Raw genomic sequence first — 257 nt, 5'->3', positions numbered from 1 at the left:
CAGGCAAGGCCGCAACCGGCGCGAGCGCGTGATGGAACAGCTCAAGTGCGGCCGGCCCTTCCCACGCGCCCTTCACGGTCACGTCCTCGCAGAAATAACGCACGAGTTCGCATATCCGCGGCGAGCCGTCCACATGAGGAATGATCTTGAGCAGAAAGCCCGGTGCGGACAGCGACGCGGCAATCTGGTCGTGCGGCAACGCACGGTGCTTGTATCCCATCGTCGCCACTGCAACCGGGACCGGGCCATACCTGAGG

The 257-nt window shown here is 64.6% G+C and carries 1 protein-coding gene; it reads right to left on the bottom strand.

Annotated features, from left to right (window positions below; translation table 11 throughout):
- Positions 1-257, bottom strand: a 257-nt coding sequence (locus SB753_RS38995) for an acetoacetate decarboxylase family protein (protein WP_410805410.1), incomplete at both ends; no start/stop codon positions are given.

The sequence above is a fragment of the Paraburkholderia sp. SIMBA_053 genome, assembly GCF_046534895.1.
Classification (GTDB): Bacteria; Pseudomonadota; Gammaproteobacteria; order Burkholderiales; family Burkholderiaceae; genus Paraburkholderia; species Paraburkholderia caledonica.
This window is presented reverse-complemented; position numbering and strand designations above follow the sequence as displayed.